The sequence below is a fragment of the Brevundimonas sp. genome (assembly GCF_041648055.1).
Classification (GTDB): Bacteria; Pseudomonadota; Alphaproteobacteria; order Caulobacterales; family Caulobacteraceae; genus Brevundimonas.
In genome coordinates, this window is the sequence record NZ_JBAZPS010000007.1 from 41,902 (window position 1) to 62,077 (window position 20,176).

The 20,176-nt window shown below is 64.5% G+C and carries 21 protein-coding genes; 11 read left to right on the forward strand and 10 right to left on the reverse strand.

Annotated elements, in window-relative coordinates; translation table 11 throughout:
* The first annotated feature begins 13 nt into the window (after positions 1 to 13).
* From WC585_RS12870 to egtB, 3 genes are all read left to right on the forward strand, one after another.
* Positions 14 to 949 carry a mechanosensitive ion channel family protein gene (locus WC585_RS12870; RefSeq protein WP_373258384.1) on the forward strand — a complete coding sequence of 312 codons (936 nt, stop codon included), beginning with the start codon at positions 14 to 16 and terminating at the stop codon, positions 947 to 949.
* A gap of 4 nt (positions 950 to 953) precedes the next feature.
* Positions 954 to 1,967, forward strand: a complete 1,014-nt coding sequence (locus tag WC585_RS12875) for a low specificity L-threonine aldolase (protein ID WP_373258385.1) — start codon at positions 954 to 956, stop codon at positions 1,965 to 1,967.
* Between the two features lie 108 nt (positions 1,968 to 2,075).
* Positions 2,076 to 4,235 carry an ergothioneine biosynthesis protein EgtB gene (egtB, locus tag WC585_RS12880; RefSeq protein ID WP_373258386.1) on the forward strand — a complete coding sequence of 720 codons (2,160 nt, stop codon included), beginning with the start codon at positions 2,076 to 2,078 and terminating at the stop codon, positions 4,233 to 4,235.
* A gap of 65 nt (positions 4,236 to 4,300) precedes the next feature.
* Here the strand turns inward: egtB and WC585_RS12885 are convergent, their stop codons facing one another.
* The gene (locus tag WC585_RS12885; protein WP_373258387.1) at positions 4,301 to 4,525 is read right to left on the reverse strand and encodes a general stress protein; all 225 of its coding nucleotides are present in this window, start codon (positions 4,523 to 4,525) and stop codon (positions 4,301 to 4,303) included.
* Between the two features lie 412 nt (positions 4,526 to 4,937).
* On the opposite strand from WC585_RS12885, the gene WC585_RS12890 reads away from it, so the two are divergent.
* Positions 4,938 to 5,231, forward strand: coding sequence for a hypothetical protein (locus tag WC585_RS12890; RefSeq protein ID WP_373258388.1), 294 nt, complete (start codon positions 4,938 to 4,940; stop codon positions 5,229 to 5,231).
* 9 nt (positions 5,232 to 5,240) lie between these two features.
* Here the strand turns inward: WC585_RS12890 and WC585_RS12895 are convergent, their stop codons facing one another.
* Entirely contained in the window at positions 5,241 to 5,942 is a 702-nt protein-coding gene (locus tag WC585_RS12895; RefSeq protein WP_373258389.1) for an MBL fold metallo-hydrolase, read from the reverse strand.
* A gap of 187 nt (positions 5,943 to 6,129) precedes the next feature.
* On the opposite strand from WC585_RS12895, the gene tig reads away from it, so the two are divergent.
* The 4 genes from tig to WC585_RS12915 all read left to right on the forward strand — a co-directional run bounded on the left by tig (position 6,130) and on the right by WC585_RS12915 (position 9,686).
* On the forward strand, positions 6,130 to 7,473 hold the full coding sequence (gene tig / locus WC585_RS12900; protein ID WP_373258390.1) for a trigger factor: 1,344 nt from the start codon (positions 6,130 to 6,132) through the stop codon (positions 7,471 to 7,473).
* Between the two features lie 158 nt (positions 7,474 to 7,631).
* Positions 7,632 to 8,273 carry an ATP-dependent Clp protease proteolytic subunit gene (locus tag WC585_RS12905; RefSeq protein ID WP_373258391.1) on the forward strand — a complete coding sequence of 214 codons (642 nt, stop codon included), beginning with the start codon at positions 7,632 to 7,634 and terminating at the stop codon, positions 8,271 to 8,273.
* 93 nt (positions 8,274 to 8,366) lie between these two features.
* Positions 8,367 to 9,281 (forward strand): hypothetical protein, encoded by a 915-nt coding sequence (locus WC585_RS12910; RefSeq protein ID WP_373258392.1) that lies wholly within the window; start codon positions 8,367 to 8,369, stop codon positions 9,279 to 9,281.
* Between the two features lie 84 nt (positions 9,282 to 9,365).
* Entirely contained in the window at positions 9,366 to 9,686 is a 321-nt protein-coding gene (locus WC585_RS12915) for a hypothetical protein (protein WP_373258394.1), read from the forward strand.
* On the opposite strand, the gene WC585_RS12920 is transcribed toward WC585_RS12915, so the two are convergent.
* Entirely contained in the window at positions 9,683 to 10,330 is a 648-nt protein-coding gene (locus WC585_RS12920) for an HAD-IB family hydrolase (protein ID WP_373258395.1), read from the reverse strand. The two genes, WC585_RS12915 and WC585_RS12920, sit on opposite strands and share 4 nt — an antisense overlap.
* Before the next feature lie 189 nt (positions 10,331 to 10,519).
* On the opposite strand from WC585_RS12920, the gene clpX reads away from it, so the two are divergent.
* The gene (gene clpX, locus WC585_RS12925) at positions 10,520 to 11,797 is read left to right on the forward strand and encodes an ATP-dependent Clp protease ATP-binding subunit ClpX (protein ID WP_373258396.1); all 1,278 of its coding nucleotides are present in this window, start codon (positions 10,520 to 10,522) and stop codon (positions 11,795 to 11,797) included.
* A gap of 65 nt (positions 11,798 to 11,862) precedes the next feature.
* On the opposite strand, the gene WC585_RS12930 is transcribed toward clpX, so the two are convergent.
* The gene (locus tag WC585_RS12930) at positions 11,863 to 12,186 is read right to left on the reverse strand and encodes a hypothetical protein (protein WP_373258397.1); all 324 of its coding nucleotides are present in this window, start codon (positions 12,184 to 12,186) and stop codon (positions 11,863 to 11,865) included.
* A 225-nt stretch (positions 12,187 to 12,411) separates the two neighbouring features.
* On the opposite strand from WC585_RS12930, the gene lon reads away from it, so the two are divergent.
* Positions 12,412 to 14,808, forward strand: coding sequence for an endopeptidase La (gene lon, locus WC585_RS12935; protein ID WP_373258398.1), 2,397 nt, complete (start codon positions 12,412 to 12,414; stop codon positions 14,806 to 14,808).
* 107 nt (positions 14,809 to 14,915) lie between these two features.
* On the opposite strand, the gene WC585_RS12940 is transcribed toward lon, so the two are convergent.
* From WC585_RS12940 to WC585_RS12955, 4 genes are all read right to left on the reverse strand, one after another.
* The gene (locus tag WC585_RS12940; protein WP_373258399.1) at positions 14,916 to 15,611 is read right to left on the reverse strand and encodes a pirin family protein; all 696 of its coding nucleotides are present in this window, start codon (positions 15,609 to 15,611) and stop codon (positions 14,916 to 14,918) included.
* A gap of 90 nt (positions 15,612 to 15,701) precedes the next feature.
* On the reverse strand, positions 15,702 to 16,202 hold the full coding sequence (locus WC585_RS12945) for an SMI1/KNR4 family protein (protein WP_373258400.1): 501 nt from the start codon (positions 16,200 to 16,202) through the stop codon (positions 15,702 to 15,704).
* A 59-nt stretch (positions 16,203 to 16,261) separates the two neighbouring features.
* Complete coding sequence (aroC, locus tag WC585_RS12950) at positions 16,262 to 17,347, reverse strand: chorismate synthase (RefSeq protein WP_373258401.1); 1,086 nt, start codon at positions 17,345 to 17,347, stop codon at positions 16,262 to 16,264.
* 12 nt (positions 17,348 to 17,359) lie between these two features.
* A complete protein-coding gene (locus WC585_RS12955; protein ID WP_373258402.1) occupies positions 17,360 to 18,094 on the reverse strand; it encodes a DnaJ C-terminal domain-containing protein in 735 nt (244 codons plus the stop codon).
* Positions 18,095 to 18,185: 91 nt separating this feature from the next.
* Here WC585_RS12955 and pdxH point away from each other — a divergent pair, with 91 nt between their 5' ends.
* Entirely contained in the window at positions 18,186 to 18,860 is a 675-nt protein-coding gene (gene pdxH, locus WC585_RS12960; protein WP_373258403.1) for a pyridoxamine 5'-phosphate oxidase, read from the forward strand.
* Between the two features lie 3 nt (positions 18,861 to 18,863).
* Here pdxH and udk read toward each other — a convergent pair whose 3' ends face one another.
* Together udk and WC585_RS12970 are read right to left on the reverse strand one after the other, a co-directional pair.
* Positions 18,864 to 19,511, reverse strand: a complete 648-nt coding sequence (udk, locus tag WC585_RS12965; RefSeq protein WP_373258404.1) for a uridine kinase — start codon at positions 19,509 to 19,511, stop codon at positions 18,864 to 18,866.
* A gap of 26 nt (positions 19,512 to 19,537) precedes the next feature.
* Positions 19,538 to 20,134, reverse strand: a complete 597-nt coding sequence (locus tag WC585_RS12970; RefSeq protein ID WP_373258405.1) for a hypothetical protein — start codon at positions 20,132 to 20,134, stop codon at positions 19,538 to 19,540.
* Between the last annotated feature and the right edge of the window lie 42 nt (positions 20,135 to 20,176).

The window sequence follows — 20,176 nt, forward strand, 5'->3', positions numbered from 1 at the left end:
TTAAACCCGCCGCATGCTTTCAAACTCCCTGACCGAAACCGTGACCCAGGCCGTGGCCGCCGGCGAGAAGGCCGTGGCCGTCGATACTGCCATGATCGCCAAGCTGACCGACATGGCCGGCGACTTTGCGATCAATCTGTCGATCGCCATGTTGATCCTCGTCGCGACGGTGTTCGCGGCGAAATGGGCGTCGAGGGCTACGCGGACCGCCTTGGGCCGGGTCAGAGGCTTTCGCCATGATCCGACGGTGCTCAGCTTTGCCGTACAGGTGGTGCGGGTGCTGGTCTATGTGATCGGCTTCATCGCCGTGTTGCAGCGACTGGGCGTGCAAACGACCTCGATCATCGCGGTGCTGGGGGCAGCCTCGCTGGCGGTGGGCCTGGCCTTGCAGGGCACGCTGTCAAACGTGGCGGCCGGGGTGCTGCTGCTGATCCTGAGGCCCTACAAGGTGGGAGATGTGATCGATATCGGTGGCGTCAGTGGCTCCGTGCAGCGGCTGGACCTGTTCGTCACGCAGATGTCGAATGCCAATAATCACAAGATTGTCGTGCCGAACTCGAAAGTTCTGGGCGATGTCATCCTGAACCTGTCGGGTCAGACGACGCGACGGGTCGAAATCAACTTCACTGTCGGCTACGGCGAAGACTTGGCCCGGACACGACAGGTGCTTTGCGATGTGGCAGCCGGGCATGACAAGGTGTTGGGTGATCCCCTGCCCTGGTCCGGCGTAACCGGGCTGCTGGACAGTGCGGTCCAGGTCACCTTGCATGCCTGGGTCAACTCTGGCGACTGGTGGCAGACGCAAGCCGATCTTATGCAGGCCGGCAAGGAAGCTCTGGACGCGGCGGGGATCGAAATCCCGTTCCCGCACCAGGTCGCCGTTCCCTATGGCGACGAAGGCGATACCCTGCCGACTGTGGTGACAGTACAGCGTCCCAAGGAACCATAGGCCCATGCGCTACGACTTCGGCTCGGACAACACGGCGGGCATGGCCCCATCGGCGCTGAAGGCGCTGGGCGAGGCCAATGCAGGCTATGCCCGGGCTTACGGCGCGGATGAGATCACTCAGCGGGCGGCGGACCAGATACGCCAACGGCTGGATGCAGATGCCGAGGTGCGGTTCGTGTTTTCCGGCACGGCGGCCAATGCCATCGCTCTTTCGATGCTGGCCCAGCCACACGAAGCGGTGCTGGCGCACCACGCGGCGCACATCTGCACGGACGAGACGGGGGCACCGGGATTCTTCGGGCACGGCGTGGGCTTGATCGGCCTGCCCGGCTTTTCGGGTAAGATCGAACCGTTGGCCCTGACGGCGGCGCTGGAAGAACCGGTGGTCGGCCATCGCCAGCCTGCGGCGGCACTGAGCGTGACCCAGTGTACCGAATATGGCGCTGTCTATTCCGAGGAGGAGTTGCGGCATCTGATCGAGCCCGTGAAGCTACGCGGTTTCGGCGTGCATATGGACGGCGCACGACTGGCCAATGCGGCAGCGGCGGGGTTCGATCTGACCCAGATCGCGCGGCTAGGTGTCGATATTCTGGTGTTCGGCGGAGCCAAGGCGGGGGCGCACTGTACCGAGGCCATCGTGATGTTTGACAAGGCCCTGGCCCGGCGCATCGACAACAGGTTGAAACAGGCCGGGCAGACGGCGTCCAAGGCGCGGTTCCTGGCAGCGCCGTTTCTGGGTTTGCTGGAGAGCGGCGACTGGGAGGGCGGGGCGGCGCATGCCAATTTGATGGCGCGGCGGCTGGCAGAGGGGATCGCAAGTCGTTCGGCCTTCGTGCTGGCGCACCCGGTGGAGGCGAATGCGGTCTTCGTGAGGATGCCGCAGGAGGCGCATGCGCGGCTGAATGCGCTGGGCTGGGCCTGCTACATGTTCGACGATGGCTCGGTGCGGTTTGTCTGTTCCTGGGCCACGGAACCGGACGTCGTGGATGAACTGGTTGAAGCCATCGCCACGCTGTGACGGGCTTGCCTGCGGCAAAAGGCTGACTATCTGGCAGGAACGAAGGGTGGCCATCCTCGTTCACCGATTGACTGCCGCAACTTTCGGCAGCCCAAGGGGCAAGCGCGTATGACATCAGCGGCCTATGCGACCACGCCGACGTCGGGGTGGGTGGACCGCTACAAGGCGGTACGCGCGGCCATGCCAGCGCTGGCCGAGGGGCTGTCCGCAGAGGATCTGGCGGCCCAGTCCATGGCGGATTGCAGCCCCGGAAAATGGCATCTGGCGCATACGAGCTGGTTCTTCGAGGCGATGCTGCTGAGCCAGGAACCGGGCTATGTGCCGGTGGATGCTCGCCTGCAGGCCCTGTTCAACAGCTATTACGAGGCGCTGGGCGAGCGGGTGAACCGTTTCGAACGCGGCCTGACGACCCGACCGTCGCTGGCTGAGGTGCTGGCCTACCGGGCCGAGATCGACCGTCGGATGATCGACTGGCTGGAGCGGACCGATCTGGATGCCTGTCAGGTCTATCTGCTGACCCTGGGCTTTCATCATGATCAGCAGCATCAGGAGCTGTTCCTGATGGATATCCTGAACCTGATGTCGCGCTCGCCGCTGGAGCCGGCGGCCTATGCCGTGGAGCCGCGAGGGCGAGTGCTGGAGGCGGCGCGGGGCGGCAAGGTCGCATTCGAAGGCGGGCTTTGCCGGATCGGGCATGACGCCGAGGGTTTTGCCTTCGACAATGAAGGTCCGTCGCATCGACAGTGGCTGGAGCCGTATCGTCTGGCGGCGGATCTGGTGACCAATGGTGACTGGCTGCGGTTCATCGAGGACGGTGGGTATCGGCGGGCCGAGCTGTGGTTGTCCGACGGCTGGGCAGCAGTGAAGGCCGAGGGCTGGGAAGCCCCACTGTACTGGCACCGCGAGGATGAAGGTTGGTCGGTCATGACCCTGGCAGGGCGCGTCCCCGTCGATCCGGCGGCTCCGGTACGGCACATCAGCCTCTACGAGGCCGACGCCTATGCGCGCTGGGCCGGGAAGCGTCTGCCGACCGAGGGTGAATGGGAACACGCCGTGCGCTCGCGGCCCGAGGCCTTTTCGAATGCCTTCGGCGAGATTTGGCAATGGACGTCCAGCGCCTACGGACCTTATCCGGGTTTTCAGCCGACCGAAGGCACGGCCTCGGAATACAACGGCAAGTTCATGGCCAACCAGATGGTATTGCGGGGCTCCAGCTTTGCGACGCCGGAGGAACATGGGCGGGTCAGCTATCGCAACTTCTTCTATCCGCAACAAAGGTGGGCCTTCATGGGACTTCGACTGGCCGAGGACGCGCCCAGACAGGCAGAGGCAAAGACGCGCGATGGAGAGGTGGCCCGGTTCCGGCGCGACCTGACCGCGGGCCTGTCGCAGTCGCCCAAGGTCGCCTCGCCCAAATGGTTCTATGACGCGCGCGGCTCGGACCTGTTCGAGGACATCACCCGCCTGCCGGAATACTATCCGACCCGGCAGGAGGCGGCGCTGTTGCGCACGGTGGCGCCGAAATGGGCCGACCTGTTCGGGCCTGATGCGGTTCTGGTCGAGTTCGGCTCGGGGGCCAGCGAGAAGACGCGGATCGTCCTGGATGCCGCGCCGGGACTGGCCGCCTATGTGCCAATCGATATCAGCGCCGATGCGTTGAACGGCGCGGTCGCACGCATCAGTGAGGGCTATCCCGATCTGAAGGTCGTGCCGCTGGTCGGCGACTTCCTGCACATGCCGCCCCTGCCTGAGGGCATCGGTTCGGGACGACGAATCGGCTTCTTCCCAGGGTCGACGATCGGCAATCTGGAGCGGGACGAGGCGATCGCCTTCTTGAAGTCTGCACGCAGCCTGCTGGACAAGGATGCGCTGTTCATCCTGGGCGTGGATCTGGTGAAGGAGCCAGAGGCCCTGATCGCCGCCTATGACGATGCGGCTGGGGTGACAGCGGCGTTCAACCGCAATCTGCTGGTGCGGGCCAATTCCGAACTCGAAGCCGATTTCGATGTGGACGCCTTCGCACATGAGGCGCGCTGGAATGCGGAGGCGCAGCGGATGGAGATGCATCTGGTCGCCACCCGTGACATGGAGGTGACCATCGGCGGCACGCGCGTGTCCTTCGTCGAGGGCGAGACGATCCACACCGAAAGTTCGCGCAAGTTCACCGAGGACACGGTCCGCGAACTGGCCACGGCGGCCGGCTGGACGGTCACGGCGTTCGAAACCGGCGAAGCGCCGTCTGTGGCCCTGGCCCTGCTGGGCGCCTGACGGCGGGCATGAAAAAGGCGGCTCCGAAACCGGAAGCCGCCTGATTCTTTTCTGCCTTCAGCCTGCTACTCGGCGGGCGGCGCATCCTTGGGGTTGCGCGTTCCATGCGAAGCCTCACCACCCTTGCGGCCCGCCTGGGCAGCCAGACTGCGGTCTTGAGAGAAGCTGCGCTTTTCGCTGGGCACGCTGGCCCCGCCCTTGCGAGCGATTTCGCGTTGACGCTCCGGGTCCATGGAGGCGAATCCGCGTTTGGAAACGCCGGAGGCTCTTGTCGGCTGTCCTTGAGCCATCGGTTCATCCTTTCGAGAAACTGTAACGGTCCGTGAAAGAACCCTCTGCCTACGGTCCGGTTCCGGGGTGGGACCTCACGGATTTGAGAGAGTTACGGAGCGCGAACGGGGCCGGACGTTACCCTGCGTCATGCGGTCGCGAGTCGCCTTCTCCGCCGCCACCGGGTTCCAGAGGCGGAACCTCGTCAGGCGTGCTGGCAGGGTCGATGTCTGGTCCCGGTGTGTCAGGAGGCAGGATATCGGGTTGGGGTGTTCCGGGTGGGGTGGGTTCAATAAAGGTCATGGCGATCTCCTCTGGAAAGAAGAACGGGCAGGGACGTCGGTTGTTCACCCTGATCGACACGAGGGGCGGAACTGGTCCGTGGCGGGTGGATTGATCCAGTCCCATCCCGCTCTGACCCAGGACGATCCGATGACAGACACGACCGCAAATCCTTATGGCACCGACATCGCAGACGATGATCTGAACACGCCTTCAGCCACTCTGGAGCGGCAGGCCGATGCCCTGCTGCGATCGGGCGAGGACAAGACATTCGGGTCCCCCCAGCCGCTGCGCCGCGCGGTGCAGGAGGATGCGCAAGCCGCTGCCGACTGGAGCCGCACGCGGGTCGTGCGGGTCCGTAGCGCCATCGAGGGCGAGCCGGTAAAGTCCAGCGTGATCGCGCTGGGCGTCGGCGTGATTATCGGGCTGCTGCTGTCCCGATAAGCCGCTCGCTCAGGATGGACCGGATGCAGGGCGCGCGATCGGCGCGCGCTGCATCGCGGCGTCCGACACGAAGGGGTTGGTCCTCCGCTCGGCCCCGAAGGTCGAGGCCGGGCCGTGCCCTGGAACGAACTGAACATCGTCGCCCAGGGGCCATAGCTTGGTGACGATGGACTGAAGCAGGGCTTCGGGGTCGCTGCGCGGAAAGTCGGTACGCCCGACCGATCCGGAAAACAGCACGTCGCCGACCTGGGCGAACCGGGCCTCGCGGTTGAAGAAGATCACATGGCCGGGGGTGTGACCCGGGCAGTGATAGACATCCCACGCTGTCTCGCCCAGCGTGACCGTGTCGCCGTCGGCCAGCCAGCGGGTCGGCGTGAAGGGGCGCGCCTCGGGTACGCCATAGGCCAGGCCATGCTGAGCCAGGTCGTCGATCCAGAACTGGTCGTCCGGATGGGGGCCGATGACGTCCAGCCCCGTCTTCTCCTGCATGTCGGCCACGCCGCCGCAGTGATCCAGATGGCCATGAGTGACCCAGATGGCGTCCAGCTTCAGGCCCTGTTTCTGGACGGCAGCCAAGAGGGCATCGACCGAGGCACCCGGATCGATCAAGGCCGCCTTCATCGTCTTGCGGCACCACACCAGGGTGCAATTCTGTTGCAGCGGAGTGACGGGAAAGACGGCGACGCCGATGGGGGCAGGGGACTGAGTCATGCGCAGGAGATAGCGGTACGGGCCGAAGGTGGCCAGTCCGGGCGGCTGGCGCGTTGACCTTTGCGCCTGGCATCGACATAAGGGCGGGCTTCGAGGTGCCGCTCTGCAAGGGGCGGCCCTTCTTGCTTTATCCCCATCGCGCGCGCCCGCCCCAGTGGCGCCGCCACAGAGCGTTAGAAGTCCGACCATGCAAGTCGTCGAAAAGTCCACCGAAGGTCTGAGCCGCGTCATCGCGGTGACCGTCCCCGTCGCCGAGCTGAACAGCAAGCTGGATGCAAAGCTGAAGGAAGTCGCGCCGCAGATGAAGCTGAAGGGCTTTCGTCCTGGCAAGGTGCCGGTCGCGCACGTCAAGAAGACCTTCGGCCGCGACTTCATGGGCGAGATCATCAACGACACCCTGAACCAGACCAGCCAGAAGGCCCTGGACGACGCCAAGCTGCGTCCCGCTGCGCCCGCCGAGATGAAGCTGATCTCGGACATGGACAAGGTCGTCGCCGGTCAGGAGGACCTGTCCTACGAGATGGCGCTGGAAGTCATGCCCGACTTCACGCCGGTCGATCCCAAGACGCTGAAGCTGAAGCGCCCGACCTATGAGGCGACCGACGCCGATCTGGACGAGGCGCTGACCGAACTGGCCGGCCAGGCCAAGTCGTACGAAGACAAGAAGGGCAAGGCCGTGAAGGCCGCCGAGGGCGACGAGGTCACCATCGACTTCCTGGGCAAGCTGGACGGCGAACCCTTCGAAGGCGGTGCCGCTGAAGATACCCAGCTGGTGATCGGGTCCAACCGCTTCATCCCCGGCTTCGAAGAGCAGCTGAAGGGTGCCAAGGTCGGCGAGGAGAAGGTCCTGAACGTGACCTTCCCCGAGGACTATCAGGCCAAGCATCTGGCCGGTAAGGCCGTGACGTTCGACGTCAAGGTCAAGGCCATCAAGGCCGAGGCCCCCGCCGTGGTCGACGAGGACTTCGCCAAGCGGATCGGCATCGAATCGCTGGACAAGCTGAAGGAGCTGCTGAAGACCAATCTGGACCAGCAGTATGTCGGAGCCGCCCGCTTCAAGCTGAAGCGCGCCCTGCTGGACGAGCTGGACAAGGCCCACAGCTTCCCGCTGCCGCCCAAGATGGTCGAGGCCGAGTTCGAGGGTATCTGGCAACAGGTGCAGGCCGACAAGGACGCCGGTCGCCTGCCCGAGGAGGACGCCAAGAAGTCCGAGAAGAAGCTGAAGGAAGAGTACCAGAAGATCGCCGAGCGCCGCGTGCGCCTGGGTCTGGTCCTTGCCGAGATCGGCCGCGCCAACAACGTGCAGGTCACCGACCAGGAGCTGAACAACGCCATCATGAACGAGGCCCGCAACTATCCGGGCCAGGAGCGTCAGGTGCTGGACTTCTATCGCCAGAACCCCAACGCCGCCGCCCAGATGCGCGCCCCCATCTATGAGGAGAAGGTCTGCGACCTGATCTTCGGCCAGGCCGAGGTGACCGACACGCCGATCACCAAGGACGAGCTGCTGAAGGAAGACGACGACATCTGATCGTCGTCGCACCTGTGACTGCATGATCCCCGTTCCGGTCGCCGGAGCGGGGATTTGCTTTTCGGGCGTGACTTGCATCCCGGCCCCGGCGACGCGATATCCTGATCCCGAGGGAGGCCGACGGCGAGTCGGCTCCGTATCCATCCAGAAAGCCTGACATGCGCGATCCGATCGAACTGATGAACATGAACCTGGTCCCGATGGTGGTGGAGCAGTCCAGCCGGGGGGAGCGGTCGTTCGACATCTTCTCGCGCCTGCTGCGCGAGCGGATCATCTTCCTGACGGGGCCGTTCGAGGACACGATGGCGTCGCTGATCTGCGCCCAGCTGCTGTTCCTGGAATCGGAGAACCCGAAGAAGGAAATCAGCATGTATATCAACAGCCCGGGCGGACAGGTGTCCTCGGCGCTCGCGATCTATGACACCATGCAATACATCAAGAGCCCGGTCTCGACCGTGGTCATGGGCATGGCGGCCTCGGCTGGTTCGCTGATCCTGACGGCCGGTGCGGCTGGTCAACGAGTCGCTTTGCCGAACGCGCGGATCATGGTGCACCAGCCGTCGGGCGGGTTCCGGGGGCAGGCCTCGGACATCGAACTGCACGCCGCCGACATCCGCTACACCAAGCGTCGCCTGAACGAGATCTATGTCCATCACACAGGCCGGACCTATGAGGAGGTCGAGAAGACCCTGGACCGCGACCACTTCATGAGCGCCGAGGAAGCCAAGGAATGGGGCATCGTCGACCACGTCTATGACCGCCGCGAACAGGCTGACAGCGATGGTGTGAAGACGGTCTAGGGGGCGGCCAGATAGCGGCGGTCTTGCTGGATCGCCGCTATCGGAGCAAGCTTCGGGTGGTGGCGTAGCTGAAACCTCGTTCTGGAGGCCCGAATGCGTGTGCTGGTTGGTCTTGCGGTCGTTCTGCTGACGGCAATATGTGCACCTGCGAGCGTGGCACAGGTTCCGCCCACACCGGATCAAGCCGAGGAACCAGCGACGGTTCTGGACGACATTCTGGTCAGCGGTGTGCCGCTGGAAGAACAGCTCAGACGCTTTACCGAAGAAGCCGCGCGCCCGGTGCCGGGTCGGGGCCTGGCGCGGTGGCAGGGCCCCGTCTGCATCGGTGTCGTGAACTTTCGGCCTGCTGTCGCTCTGCAACTGGCGGATGGGCTGGCGCAGTTGGGGGGACGACTGGGCGTTCCCATTGATGACGACACGTGTGATCCGAACATCATCATTGTCGGTGCGGTCGATGCCCAGGCGGTGACCCAGGGCTGGGTCGCGCGTCGCCCCCGCGACTTTCGGCCCAACCTCTCCGACGCATCGTTGTCCCGTGAGCAGTTGAACCACTTCGCAACGACGGATGCGCCCGTGCGCTGGTGGGCCATTAGCCGTCCGTCCTACTATGACGTCCTGCTGGGGCAGGCGGTCCCGACCGACAGCTTCACCGGCAGGCCGACGATCAATGTCCACACTTTCTCGCTGAAACGAGGCCGTACCAGGGACGATCTACAGCGCCTTGTCGTTGTCGTGGACATTGGACAGATGGAGGGCCGCAGCATCGATAACCTGACGGACTACCTCGCCATGGTCACCTTTGCGCAAATGGATATGCAGTCTGACATGAGCCAGTTCGATACGGTCCTGAACATGTTCCGACCAGAGTTCGCGGGTGGTGGCCTGACAGCATGGGACGAAGCCTATCTCCAAGGGCTGTACAGTGTCCGGGAAGACATGCGCATCAACCTCCATACCCAGTCTCGAGCAGCGGCAAGGGTTCTTGAACAGGATATTCCCAAGCCCTGAGCAGCCGTTACAACAGTCGCCCGTTTCAGGCGGTTTCAATTTTGCCGACGATGACGGATCGCCTGATCGTGTTATCAGGCCGCCATGCAGCACACACGCGATACCCACGGCACGGTCGAGGTCGACGGCGAAACCTACGACTGGGAGGTCCGGCGTCAGCCACAGCCTACGGCGGCCGGGGGGTGGGACGGGATTGCCTTGTCCCTTCATTTGCAAGGGTTCAAGCGCGAGGCCGTGGTGCAATTCCCCATGCCGTTGCGTCCCAATGGACGGCCGATCTTCGAGAGCCAGCGGATAAACGTCGAAAGCGTCCGCAACGCTGTGAAGTCGGCCATGGCCGCAGGGTGGGATCCCACCTCGCGCGGCAAGGCCGTGGTGTTCGACGTGGATGCCGACGGGAACTAGGGCCGCTCTGTAAAGACCCGAAAGCCGGGCTCCCGTGCCATTGCCAGCATTTCCGTATCGCCCGAGGTGTCGCCATAGGCGGCGGTAAGGGTCATTGCGTCACCGTAGGCGGTGCGCAGCCGCAGCACCTTCTCCTCACCCCGGCAGTTCGGACTGGTGAATTTGCCGGTCAGGCGATCAAGGGCATCGAAATCCAGATGGGTGCCGAGAAGGCCCTCAGCACCGAGGCGTCGGGCGAACGGGGCGACGGTCAGGCCGGGGGAGGCGGTCACGATTACGCGATGAGCGCCTTTGTTGCCCCAGTCCTTCCAGCAGGCCAGGGCGTCGGGGCGGATGAATTTGGACCAGACTTCGTCGGCGAATTCGTCCGCGTCAGCCTCCAGTTCGGAGCGGGTGACGCCTTTCAGGAACTGCTTGACCGAGGCGGCCTTGATGCGTCCCCGGTCGCGGTCCTTGGCATAGGTCGCGACCGCGGGAGCCAGCTTCATCAGGCCCATGGCCCAGCCACGTCGGCCCGCCCGCCAGCGCAGGAAGGCAGTAAAGCTGTCGCGCACGGTCAGGGTGCCGTCGAAGTCGAAGGCGACGATGGCCTGATCCTTGCGGGGTTGCTGGCGAAACCCGTCCGCTATCCCCATGTCAGACATTCGCCGCGATCCTCATGAACAGTGTTCCGTCCGCTATCCGCGTCTGCCACGCTTGGGCGGGCTTGTGGCGAGCGTCCGTATGAGTGATTGTCATTTTTTGAAGACCTTCGCGCCCATTGTTGGGGAATCAACGCGAGGTAAGCGCGTTTCGCCTCATATCGGGGTGAACCGCGGGAGTGAGAAGGCCCGATGACCAAAGCCGCCGGCACAGATGCCAAAAGCACCCTCTACTGCTCCTTCTGCGGGAAGAGCCAGCACGAGGTGCGCAAGCTCATCGCCGGGCCGACCGTGTTCATCTGCGATGAATGCGTCGAACTGTGCATGGATATCATCCGTGAAGAGCACAAGATTTCCTTCTCCAAGACCAAGGACGGCGTACCGACGCCCAAGGAAATCCGCGACGTCCTGGACGACTATGTGATCGGCCAGAGCCACGCCAAGAAGGTGCTGAGCGTCGCGGTCCACAACCACTACAAGCGTCTGAACCACGCGGCCAAGAACAACGACGTCGAACTGGCCAAGTCGAACATCATGCTGATCGGGCCGACCGGCTCGGGCAAGACGTTGCTGGCCCAGACGCTGGCACGCATCATCGACGTGCCCTTCACCATGGCCGACGCAACGACACTGACCGAAGCCGGTTATGTGGGCGAGGATGTCGAGAACATCATTCTGAAGCTGCTTCAGGCTTCGGATTACAACGTCGAGCGGGCCCAGCGCGGCATCGTCTACATCGACGAGATCGACAAGATTTCGCGCAAGTCCGACAATCCCTCGATCACGCGCGACGTGTCAGGCGAGGGTGTGCAGCAGGCTCTGCTGAAGATCATGGAAGGCACGGTCGCTTCCGTGCCGCCGCAGGGTGGACGCAAGCATCCTCAACAGGAATTTTTGCAGGTCGACACCGCCAACATCCTGTTCATCGTCGGCGGTGCCTTTGCGGGCCTGGAGAAGGTCATCTCCGCGCGTGGCGAGGGGGCCTCGATCGGCTTCGGCGCCAAGGTCAAGGAAGTCGACGAGCGCCGCATGGGCGACGTGCTGAAACAGGTCGAGCCTGACGACCTGATGCGGTTCGGTCTGATCCCGGAGTTCATCGGTCGTCTGCCCGTGCTGGCGACGCTGGAAGACCTGGACGAGGCGGCGCTGGTCACCATCCTGACCGAGCCGAAGAACGCCCTGGTCAAGCAGTACAAGCGTCTGTTCGAGATGGAGAATGTCGATCTGACCTTCACAGACGACGCCCTGATTGCCGTGGCCAAGAAGGCCATCACTCGCAAGACCGGCGCGCGCGGCCTGCGCTCCATTCTGGAGGGCATCTTGCTGGAGACTATGTTCGAACTGCCGACCTTCGAAGGCGTCGAAGAGGTCGTGGTCAATGCCGAGGTGATCGAGGGCAAGGCCCAGCCGCTGCTGATCTATGCCGAGACCAAGTCCAAGAAGACCGCGACGCCCGACAGCGCGGCGTAGGTTCAGTTCAATATAATAACGACAAGGGCGGGTCCGGCAGCGGATCCGCCCTTTTCAGTCGTAGATCAGCTGGGGCGTAGGTTGGTGGCTTCAGCCTCTTCCTTGGCTGCCTCGCGGACCGCCGGGCTTGGGCCAGCCATCGTGCCCTCTGTGGAGGCCTCTGCAGGCATGCCGACCTCTTCCTCTGCTGCAACAGACGGTGCCGGTGCCGCCCGCGCCGGGCGCGGGGCCTGAACGACGGGGGCAAGTGGCAGGGCATTCTTGTCGATGGCCACGGCGTCGATGGCATTGTCATCCGCAGCCGGAGCAGGGGGGCTTTCGGTCGGTTGATTGCAAGCAGCCAAGGCCAGGGCGGACATGGTGGCAGTGGTCAGGATCAGCATACGCATGGTGGTCTTCTCCCTGTCTATGGCACCGCTAACGGCCAAGCTGCCGTGCGGGTTGCGTGCAATGGTCCACCGCTATCGCGCGGCGACGCTTGAACCGGGGCGTGCACGAACCACATACTGATCCGAAGGCCACGGAATGTGGGCCGAGTCGAAACGCCGGGGCCCCTTGTTCCGGACGCCCCCTCGGCGGGTCAGAGATCAACGACGACCCCGGAAAGTACGAGAATGACTGATACGAAGACACTGCCCGTTCTGCCGCTGCGTGATATCGTCGTGTTCCCGCACATGGTCGTGCCGCTGTTCGTCGGGCGCGAGAAGTCCGTGAAGGCGCTGGACGAGATCATGAAGGGCGAAAAGCAGATTCTGCTGGCGACCCAGAAGAACAGCGTCGACGACGACCCTGCGGCCGATGCCATCTATCCGATCGGTGTGCTGGCGACCGTGCTGCAACTGCTGAAACTGCCCGACGGCACGGTGAAGGTGCTGGTCGAGGGCAAGAGTCGTGCGCGTCTGACCCGCTTCACCGACCGCACGGATTACTTCGAGGCCGAGGCCGTCGAGATCGAGGAGGATGCCGGCGAACCGGCTCAGTCCGAGGCCCTGCTGCGCGCGGTGATCGAGCAGTTCGAAAACTATGTGAAGCTGAACAAGAAGGTGCCGCCCGAGGCCCTGAGTTCCATCCCCCAGATCACCGATCCGTCCAAGCTGGCCGACAGCGTGGCCGCCCATCTGTCGGTGAAGATCACCGACAAGCAGGGCCTGCTGGAAACCTTCGCCGTGCCCGAGCGGCTGGAGAAGGTGTATGGCCTGATGGAGGGCGAGATTTCGGTCCTGCAGGTCGAGAAGAAGATCCGCTCGCGCGTGAAGCGCCAGATGGAGAAGACCCAGCGCGAATATTATCTGAACGAGCAGATGAAGGCGATCCAGCGCGAGCTGGGCGAGACCGACGACAGCCGTGACGAGATCATGGAGCTGGAGAAGCGCATACGTAAGACGCGCCTGTCAAAGGAGGCTCGCACCAAGGCCGAGGCCGAGGTCAAGAAGCTGCGCAACATGAGCCCGATGTCGGCGGAATCCACGGTGGTGCGCAACTATCTGGACTGGCTGCTGTCGATCCCGTGGGGCAAGACCAAGCAAAAGCCGATCGACCTGGCCAAGGCCGAGGACATCCTCGAGGAGGATCACTACGGCCTGGAGAAGGTCAAGGAACGGATCATCGAATATCTGGCGGTACAGGCGCGCACCAACAGCCTGAAAGGGCCTATCCTGTGCCTGGTGGGCCCTCCCGGCGTCGGCAAGACCTCGCTGGCCAAGTCAATCGCCAAGGCGACGGGCCGTGAATACGTCCGGATGTCGCTGGGTGGCATGCGTGACGAGGCCGAAATCCGCGGCCACCGCCGGACCTACATCGGCTCCATGCCCGGCAAGATCATCCAGTCGATGAAGAAGGTGAAGACGACCAACGCCTTCATCTTGCTGGACGAGATCGACAAGCTGGGCGCGGACTGGCGCGGGGATCCGTCTTCGGCCCTGCTGGAGGTGCTGGACCCTGCGCAGAACAATGCGTTCGGCGACCACTATCTGGAGGTCGACTACGACCTGTCGAACATCATGTTCGTGACCACGGCCAACAGCCTGAACATGCCGCAACCGCTGATGGACCGGATGGAGATCATCCGGGTCAGTGGCTACACCGAGGACGAGAAGGTCGAGATTGCCAAGCGGCACGTCCTGCCCAAGGTGACCAAGGACAACGGTCTGACGCCTGCCGAGTTCGTGGTGCCGGATGAGACCATCCGCGACCTGATCCGGTACTACACCCGCGAAGCCGGGGTGCGGTCGCTGGAGCGGGCCCTGGGCGGCCTTGCCCGCAAGGCCGTGCGCGAGATGTCCAAGGAAAAGACGCTGTCGATCACGGTCGATGCGGCCAAGCTGGCCGACTATGCGGGCGTGAAGAAGTTCCGCTATGGCGAGACGGACGAGGAGGATCAGGTCGGCATCGTCACGGGCCTGGCCTGGACCGAGTTCGGCGGCGACATCCTGACCATCGAGGCGATCAAGATGCCCGGGCGCGGCCGCATGACCGTCACCGGCAACCTGAAAGAGGTGATGAAGGAGAGTGTGTCAGCTGCGGCCTCCTACACGCGGGCGCGCGCTCTGAGCTTCGGCGTCAAGCCGCCTGTGTTCGAGAAGACCGACATCCACGTGCACGTGCCGGACGGCGCGACGCCCAAGGACGGTCCCTCGGCGGGCGTGGCCATGACCGTCGCCATGGTCTCGGTCCTGACGGGCATACCGATCCGCAAGGATATCGCCATGACCGGCGAGATCACCCTGCGCGGGCGGGTCACGGCTATCGGTGGCCTGAAAGAGAAGCTGCTGGCCGCGCTTCGGTCCGGCATCAAGACGGTGCTGATTCCCGAGGAGAACGAGAAGGACCTCGCCGATGTGCCCGACAATGTGAAGTCGGCGCTGGAGATCGTCCCGATCAAGACAGCGGACGAGGCCCTGAAATGGGCCCTGACCGGGTCGCTGACGCCGGTGGAATGGGACGAGGTGGCCGAGCCCCTGCCGGCCCCGCAGCCGGTGCAGGACCCGGGAACCGTGGTCGCCACGCACTGATCGAAAAGAACCCCGCCCGGAGCGATCCGGGCGGGGTTTTTCGTGATGGATAACGTTGGATAATCCGGCAGGACAGGATGGATAATTCCTGACCCTCTGGAGACCGCTCAGAGGCTATCGACCATCACCAGTTCGGCGTCGGCCTTGGCGGTGATCGTGATCGTCGGCTCGTCCGCGATGGCAGCGCCGTCACGGGCGTTCAGCTTCACCCCGTTGACCTCGACCTCGCCGACCGCAGGTACCAGATAGGCGCGGCGGCCCTCCGCCAGGCTGTAGGTCAGGCTTTCGACCGCATTCAGCGTGGCCCCCAGCACCTTGGCATCGGCATTGATGGTCAGGGCGTCATCGGTGGTGTCGCCGGAGGCGAGCACCGAGAACTGGCCGGTGCGGTCGCTCTTGGGGAAGACCTTGGCCCCCCAGCTGGGCTGGGCACCGCGCTTGTCGGCCTCGATCCAGATCTGGAACAGGGTGGTGGGCTCGTTCTCGAGGTTGAACTCGGAGTGGCGCACGCCGGTGCCGGCGCTCATGACCTGGACGTCGCCAGCGCCGGTGCGGCCCCTGTTGCCCATGGAGTCCTCATGGGTGATGGCTCCGGTGCGGACATAGGTGATGATTTCCATGTCCGAGTGGGGGTGGGGCGGAAAGCCTGATTTGGCGGCGATGGTGTCGTCGTTCCATACTCTCAACCGGCCCCAGCTCATGCGGTTGGGGTCATAGTAGTTGGCGAAGGAAAAGTGGTGTTTGGCGTCCAGCCAACCGTGGTTGGCTCCGCCCAGGCTGTTGAAGGGTCTGACGTCGATCATGGGGATGCTCCCGGGAATCCGAGGGTTAGAAACCTCGCTGACGCCTATATAGGTAACAGTGCCAGTGGCGAAAAGGGGGCGGCGCGACGGTTACGTATTGCGTTCTACCAGCCGTTGATGGGCGAGGCGGAGGTAATCAAACATTGAAAGGAACCACTCGTCGAACCCGGTAAATGTGTCGATCAGACCCCCGGCGAACCAAAAGACTTTTCCTGGGTCTGATGTATGCGGGCGCGTCATCAGCATGAGATCGATATCATTCGACGAGGCCGCGATCGGGATCAGGTCGTTCTTTCCAAAACCACATAATGGCTCGAGTGGCTCTAGTGTTTCTGTAAGCTCAATGGCTCGTGCTGATCGAGCGCTCCCTACAAGATCGTCCACGCCGAAGATGTCGATGAACTGGCTAAACGACCGCCATCCGTTCGCGTGGATCAGGAAGGCGCGGTACTGGGGATCCACCGAATATCCGAGTTTGGATTCAAGAAACTGCACCTGCTCTTCAGAGGCCCGAACTTCAGGCAGTGTGTTTTCCCAGAGACCGTCAAAATCGATCTTGGCAATCTCCTGTTTCACCAGATGAGCGATCACCAGTTCTCGCTTCCAATCCACAGGCGGTAGTCCTTCTTCGATGCGGGCGGTCAGATTATCTAACTTACCTGCGCGCGGTGCCTCAGCATGGCGTCGGCCAGCACGCAGGCCGCCATGGCCTCGACCACCGGCACGCCGCGCAGGGCGACGCAGGGGTCGTGGCGGCCCTTGGTGCGCAAGCTCGTCTCGGTACCGTCGCGGGTGACGGTCTGGCGCGGGGTCAGGATGGAGGAGGTGGGCTTGAAGGCGACGCGCGCCGTCAGGGGCTGGCCCGTCGATATGCCGCCCAGGACGCCGCCCGCATGGTTGGACAGGAAGACCGGCTGGCCGTCCTCGCCGATGCGCATCTGGTCGGCGTTCTCCTCGCCCGAGAGCTCGGCGGAGGCGAAACCGGCACCGATCTCCACGCCCTTGACGGCATTGATCGACATCAGGGCGGCGGCCAGTTCGGCATCCAGCTTGCCATAGAGGGGACTGCCCCAGCCGGCAGGGACGCCCGTGACCTCCAGCGCCACGACGGCCCCGATGGAGGAGCCTGCCTTGCGCACGCCGTCCAGATAGGCCTCCCACTCTGTGCCCACCGTACCGGAGGCTGCGAACAGGGGGTTGTCATAGACGGCGTCGAAGTCGATCTGATCGTCGGTCAGCCGGTGCGGACCCAGTTGGACCACGCCGGCGCGGATGCGGAGGTCTGGACCCAGAACCTTGCGCGCCACGGCCCCTGCAGCCACACGCATGGCCGTCTCCCGCGCCGAGGAGCGGCCGCCGCCCCGATGGTCGCGCACGCCGTATTTGGTTTGATAGGTCAGGTCGGCATGGCCGGGGCGATAGGCGCGGGCGATCTCGCCATAGTCCTTTGAGCGGGCGTCCTCGTTCTGGATCTCGATGGCGATGGGTGTGCCAGTGGTGACGGGTCCGTTTCCGTCGTCGAAGACGCCGGACAGGATGCGGGCGGTGTCGCTCTCGCTGCGCTGGGTGACGAAGCGACTGCCGCCTGGCTTGCGCCGGTCCAGCCAGGGTTGGAGGTCGGCCTCGGTCAGCGGAATCAGGGGCGGGCACCCGTCGATGACGCAGCCGATGGCCGGCCCGTGGCTCTCGCCCCAGGTCGTCACGCGAAACAGATGGCCGAAGGTGTTGTGGGACATGGTCCCTGACGCTTAAGCCGCCAGCCGGTCCGGCGTCCAGACCCGCGTGAAGCGCGCCAGCAGGTCGTCGGCGGAGGAGGGGGCGTCGGCGCTGGGTTCCAGCGTCACGAACAGGTGGCCCTGGGGGCGTCGCCCGCGAGCCGGCAGGCCCAGGCCCTTGAGGCGGAGCTGGGTCGTGGTGGCCGACAATCCTGCGACGACCCAGGCCGAGCGCGGGCCGGCATGGGTCTCGATCTCGATGCGGCCGCCGTCGTCCAGCAGGCGCTGAGAGACGGACCAACGCATGTAGACGTCGTCGCCCATGATCCGCAGGCTGGCCGTCGGGCGGATCAGGACGGGCAGATACAGGTCGTTGCCGTCAGGGGCTGCCCCGGTCAGGCGGACGTGGTCCCCGGTCCGCAGGCCGGCTGGGACCCGCACGCGCAGGGTGCGCTTGCCGATCCGGACCTCGACGGTGCCGCCTTCCAGCGCCTGGGTCGGCGAAAGGGCCACGACCGTCAGACCTGCCGGTCGTGCCTTGGGCGCGGGCAGGGCGAGGTGTCCCGCGCCTTGCATTCGGATCAGACCCCAGGCCGCGATCACGCGCCGGAAATGGTCTTCATTGCCGCCGATTAGGTCGGGCCGGGCCGCCTTGATCGCGCGGCGGAAGGCGGCCTTCAGCGCCTCGCCGTCGGCAGGGCCATCGAGGCCGAGCAGGGCGTGGGCCTCTGCGATCGAGGCGATTTCGGATGTGGCGCGCGACGACATGACCCCAATGGGCGCAGAACAGGGTCAACGCGCGGTTAACCGTGACAGCATGCCTCTCCCAAAAGCGTCGGTCAGGGTCTATCTGGAACCCATGACCGCACCCGTGATCCCGCCCAGCCCGACCCGCGAAGAGTATGATCGGGACTATGCTGCCGCGCTGGCCGCCAATGGCGACGAGACGATCTTTGACCGGGATGAGCCGATCAGCCTGATCGTCGAATGGCTGGCGCAGGCGCGGGCGCACGAGATCAATGATTCCAACGCCATGTGTCTGTCGACCGTGGACAGCGACGGCCTGCCCGACAGCCGAATGGTGCTGCTGAAGGACGTCGATGATCGCGGCCTGACCTTCTATTCCAATCGCGAAAGCGCCAAGGGCCGGCAGGTCACGGCGACGCCCGCTGCGGCCCTGCTGTTTCACTGGAAGAGCCTGAGGCGTCAGGTGCGGGTGCGCGGGCGGCTGGAGCCGGTCAGTGCTGCCGAGGCCGACGCCTATTTCGCCAGCCGGGCGCGCGAGAGCCGGATCGGGGCGTGGGCCTCGGATCAATCGCGGGTGTTGGACAGTCGTGCGGCGTTAGAAAGCGCGGTGGCCGAGCAGACGGCACGGTTCGAGGGGAAGGACGTGCCGCGGCCCGAGCACTGGACCGGCTGGCGCTTGATCCCCGACAGCGTGGAGTTCTGGCGCGACCGGCCGTTCCGCCTGCACGACCGGTTGCGGTTCGACCGGCACGGGCAGGGGTGGACGAAGACTCGGCTCTGGCCCTGAGATCTAGGCGGACTTGAGCCCTGCCAGCAGCGGGTGGGCCAGGACGGGTGCGGCCAGGCGTACGACGGCCTGGGTGTCTTCCAGACGCACGGCGGCGGTCGCATCGGCGATGATGAAGTCGGCCCGGACCCGCGACGGCTCGGTCAGGCGTTCGTGGCCGGGGCGGACGGTAGCCAGATACTGGGCGACGACGGAGTCGGCGGTGCGCCCCCGCTCGCTCTGATCGCGTAGCAGGCGGCGGATGAAGCGGATGTCGGCAGGCGTGTCCACGAAGATGCGGATGTCGAATAGATCGACCAAATCCGGCGTGCACAGCACATGGGTGCCCTCGACGATCACGACCTCGGCGGCCCGAACGGGCTCGCCGCCGGGCTCGCGGCCGTGGTGGATGAAGGAATAGACCGGGGCTACAATGTCCTTGCCTGACTTGAGCGTGCGCAGGTCGCGGACCATCAGCTCGTGGTCGCGGGCGGTGACGTCGTCGAAATCGAAGGTAGCGGCGTCGAAGCCGGGCAGGCTGGCCGCATCGCGATAGTAGCTGTCCTCGCGCATGAGGACGGCTGTGCCTTCGGGCAGGGAGGCGACGAGCGCCTCGGCCAAAGTGCTCTTGCCCGAGCCCGAGCCGCCGGTGATTGCGATGAGGATGGTCATGGCGTGGTTGTAACGCCGGACCGCCTCTAACGGAAGAAGCAGGTTTGGCCGGCGTACAGGCTGACGACCTTCGCGTCCGCTCCGTCGCCATCGAAAAAGCCGCCCAGGTCTCCGGATGAGAACTCGACGCCGAGGGTGGAGTCCGGCACCATTTCAACCGTCCGGCTGTTCTCGACCGTCGATCTGGCGGAGCCGACGCCGACGCCATCAGTTGTGGTCAGGCCAGGCTGGTCCAGGGTCCAGCCGACGAAGCGCTGAGCCTGGAAATCAAGCTGAAGACCATTGCGGAAACGCGCAAACTGCGTGGGTCCGGCCCCGCACTCGGCATTGGTCCGGATCGCCGGGGCGTTGCCACCGAGGCTGGTCGCCACAGCGGTGAGAACAGCATCCTGAGCAGTCCCGAACGGGATAGGCGTTGCGGCTCCCTCTGGCGAGAAATGGCGCAGGCCCTCGCCATCGATCGTCAGGCCGCCTTGCGTGGCCGGGCGCTGTGGTACTTCGACGGAGGGTGTCTCTGCTGGCGCGGGGGTACCGGTGGTGGGTTCGGGGGCCTGACTGGCCTGATCGCACGCCGCCAGGGCGACCAGTGCGACGGCAACGAGGGTGTGGGTCCTGATGATCATCGACGCGCTCCTGCAAACGGATCAATCATAACGCATGGTCTT

Coding starts and splice junctions, on each gene's coding strand:
- WC585_RS12870 (WP_373258384.1), top strand. CDS start 14: ATGCTTTCAAACTCCCTGACCGAAACCGTGACCCAGGCCGTGGCCGCC.
- WC585_RS12875 (WP_373258385.1), top strand. CDS start 954: ATGCGCTACGACTTCGGCTCGGACAACACGGCGGGCATGGCCCCATCG.
- egtB (WP_373258386.1), top strand. CDS start 2,076: ATGACATCAGCGGCCTATGCGACCACGCCGACGTCGGGGTGGGTGGAC.
- WC585_RS12885 (WP_373258387.1), bottom strand. CDS start 4,525: ATGGCTCAAGGACAGCCGACAAGAGCCTCCGGCGTTTCCAAACGCGGA.
- WC585_RS12890 (WP_373258388.1), top strand. CDS start 4,938: ATGACAGACACGACCGCAAATCCTTATGGCACCGACATCGCAGACGAT.
- WC585_RS12895 (WP_373258389.1), bottom strand. CDS start 5,942: ATGACTCAGTCCCCTGCCCCCATCGGCGTCGCCGTCTTTCCCGTCACT.
- tig (WP_373258390.1), top strand. CDS start 6,130: ATGCAAGTCGTCGAAAAGTCCACCGAAGGTCTGAGCCGCGTCATCGCG.
- WC585_RS12905 (WP_373258391.1), top strand. CDS start 7,632: ATGCGCGATCCGATCGAACTGATGAACATGAACCTGGTCCCGATGGTG.
- WC585_RS12910 (WP_373258392.1), top strand. CDS start 8,367: ATGCGTGTGCTGGTTGGTCTTGCGGTCGTTCTGCTGACGGCAATATGT.
- WC585_RS12915 (WP_373258394.1), top strand. CDS start 9,366: ATGCAGCACACACGCGATACCCACGGCACGGTCGAGGTCGACGGCGAA.
- WC585_RS12920 (WP_373258395.1), bottom strand. CDS start 10,330: ATGTCTGACATGGGGATAGCGGACGGGTTTCGCCAGCAACCCCGCAAG.
- clpX (WP_373258396.1), top strand. CDS start 10,520: ATGACCAAAGCCGCCGGCACAGATGCCAAAAGCACCCTCTACTGCTCC.
- WC585_RS12930 (WP_373258397.1), bottom strand. CDS start 12,186: ATGCGTATGCTGATCCTGACCACTGCCACCATGTCCGCCCTGGCCTTG.
- lon (WP_373258398.1), top strand. CDS start 12,412: ATGACTGATACGAAGACACTGCCCGTTCTGCCGCTGCGTGATATCGTC.
- WC585_RS12940 (WP_373258399.1), bottom strand. CDS start 15,611: ATGATCGACGTCAGACCCTTCAACAGCCTGGGCGGAGCCAACCACGGT.
- aroC (WP_373258401.1), bottom strand. CDS start 17,347: ATGTCCCACAACACCTTCGGCCATCTGTTTCGCGTGACGACCTGGGGC.
- WC585_RS12955 (WP_373258402.1), bottom strand. CDS start 18,094: ATGTCGTCGCGCGCCACATCCGAAATCGCCTCGATCGCAGAGGCCCAC.
- pdxH (WP_373258403.1), top strand. CDS start 18,186: ATGACCGCACCCGTGATCCCGCCCAGCCCGACCCGCGAAGAGTATGAT.
- udk (WP_373258404.1), bottom strand. CDS start 19,511: ATGACCATCCTCATCGCAATCACCGGCGGCTCGGGCTCGGGCAAGAGC.
- WC585_RS12970 (WP_373258405.1), bottom strand. CDS start 20,134: ATGATCATCAGGACCCACACCCTCGTTGCCGTCGCACTGGTCGCCCTG.